General features: G+C 67.4%; 3 protein-coding genes. All 3 read right to left on the reverse strand.

Annotated elements, in window-relative coordinates; all coding sequences use genetic code 11:
• Window positions 1-18: 18 nt before the first annotated feature.
• From ACR9ZJ_RS19245 to ACR9ZJ_RS19255, 3 genes are read right to left on the reverse strand one after another with little or no spacing between them, the layout of a single operon-like run.
• Window positions 19-309, reverse strand: coding sequence for a DUF493 family protein (locus tag ACR9ZJ_RS19245; protein WP_306849434.1), 291 nt, complete (start codon window positions 307-309; stop codon window positions 19-21).
• Window positions 310-321: 12 nt separating this feature from the next.
• A complete protein-coding gene (locus ACR9ZJ_RS19250) occupies window positions 322-1542 on the reverse strand; it encodes a D-alanyl-D-alanine carboxypeptidase family protein (protein WP_481288672.1) in 1221 nt (406 codons plus the stop codon).
• A 37-nt stretch (window positions 1543-1579) separates the two neighbouring features.
• Window positions 1580-2035, reverse strand: coding sequence for an SPOR domain-containing protein (locus tag ACR9ZJ_RS19255; RefSeq protein WP_481288673.1), 456 nt, complete (start codon window positions 2033-2035; stop codon window positions 1580-1582).
• Window positions 2036-2185: the final 150 nt, after the last annotated feature.

Raw genomic sequence — 2185 nt, forward strand, 5'->3', positions numbered from 1 at the left:
ATCCGGCCCTTCAACGACCTACATCGTGAAACGAATGTCCCGGTCGGCCCGCAACGTGCTGTGGGCTTCAAGGTACTTCTCGCGTGACGGGGCGACGAAGCTCACCGTCACCGACTGGTAGTTGCCGGCCGGGGTCAGCTTCGTGGAAAGCGTCTCGTGGAGCACCTCCAACCCGATGCCATGCAACAACGCCGGCACGTGCTTGTCGAGGCCCGCGTTGGCATTGCCGATCGCGGTGATCTCGAACTCACCAGGAAACTGGAAGCCCTTCCCTTCCTTCTGCGCATCGCTGAAGTCGATTTCACGCATCGTCTCGCCCTCTTACTTCTTGTCGCCGTCGCTGTGGAACCACAGCATGATCGTGTCCCAGAGGCGCGAGAAGAAGCCGCCTTCCGGCGCATCCGCCAGGGCCACCAGCGGTGCGGTGAGTACCGGCTGGCCGTCGAGGGTGACGCGCAGCGTGCCCACCTGCTGGCCCTTCTTGAACGGGGCGATCAGGGTGGCGGGGATATCGAGGTTGGCCTTGAGCTTGTCGTAGTCGCCGCGCTTGACCGAGACGAGGGCGTCTTCGGTGAGGCCCAGCGCGATGGTGTTCTCGGCGCCCTTCCAGAGCTTCGGCGTGGCCAGCGGCTTGTTGGCTTCGTAGAGCTTGTGCGATTCGTAGAAACGGAAACCGTAGTTGAGCAGCGCCAGCGCGGCGTCGGCGCGGCCCTTTTCGCTATTGGCGCCCATGATGATGGCGATCATGCGCGCGTCGCCCTGCTTCGCCGATGCGGCAAGGCAGTAGCCGGCCGCGGCGGTGTGGCCGGTCTTGATGCCGTCGACGGTGTTGTCGCGCCACAGCAGCAGGTTGCGATTGTGCTGCTTGATGCCGTTCCACTCGAACTCCTTCACGGCCGAGATCGCGTAGTCCTCGGGGAAATCGTGGATCAGCGCACGCGACAGGATCGCGATGTCGCGGGCCGTCGTGTAATGGTTGGCCACCGGGTAGCCGGACGCGTTCTGGAAATTCGAATGCGTCATGCCGAGCTGCTTGGCATACGCGTTCATCAAGTTGGCGAAGGCGGGCTCGGAGCCGGCAGTGTGCTCGGCCAGCGCGATGGCGGCGTCGTTGCCCGACTGGATGATCATGCCGTAGAGCAGGTCCTTCAGTGGCACCTGGCTGTTGAGCTTGAGGAAGCTGGTGGAGCCGTCGGTGCCCGCACCGCCGCCGCGCCACGCGTTCTCGCTGATGGTGACCGGATCGGTCATGTGGATCTTGCCGTTGCCGACCTCGGCCGAGACCACGTAGTCGGTCATCACTTTCGTGATCGACGCCGGCTCGACCTGGAGGTCGGGATCCTTCGAGGCGATGATCTGCCCGGTGTTGTAGTCCATCAGCACCCAACTCTTGCCTTCGACATCCGGCGGCGGCGGCACCGGCGCCTCGGGAACCACCGGGCGCGGCACGGACGGACGGGGCGGCGTCTGCTGCGCCACGGTCACACCGGCGACGAGCGCGGCGGCGGCGAAAGCGAACAGGGAACGGGGCAAGAGCTTCATCGTTTCAACGGTCCAGTTCAAAGCAGGAAAAAGAAGGTCAGTCTACCGCGACCTGCGGCCTGGGCAGGCCCATGCCGGCAATCTGGTCGGTCACGCGGTCGGCCGTGTCCACGTCGGCCAACGGTCCCACGCGCACACGGCGCACGCTGCGGCCGCCGATCGTGGCCTCGACGACACTGACCGGCCCAAGGCCCGCACGGTTCAATTGATCGGCCACGCGATTCGCGTTCACGACATCGGAGAAGGCGCCGACCTGGAGGTAAATGCTGGGCTTGCCGGCCGAAGGAGCGGTGATCGGGCCCGGGTTGGCGGCGATGCCCTGGCTGGACGCCACTGCCGGACTGGACGGCGGTGCTTGCCGTGCGGCTGCGGCCTGGGCCGGGACGGGAGCCGAGGCCGTGGTCGTGGCTGGCATCGTTGCCGGAGTCGAGGCCGGGACGTTCGCAGCGGCGGCCAGCGGCGGCAACGCTTCGCTCGGCGAAACACCGGTCATCCCGGGCACGTGGCCATCATCGTCGACGGCGACATCCTGGTGGGGGGGCCCACCCCGTTGGGGGGGGGGGGGGGCGCCCCCCCCCCACCCCCACACCGGGGGGGGCCCCCCCGGGGGGGGCCCCCCCGCCCCGGCCCCCCCCCCCCCCCC

Source organism: Luteibacter sp. KNZ12-1A, from assembly GCF_056755675.1.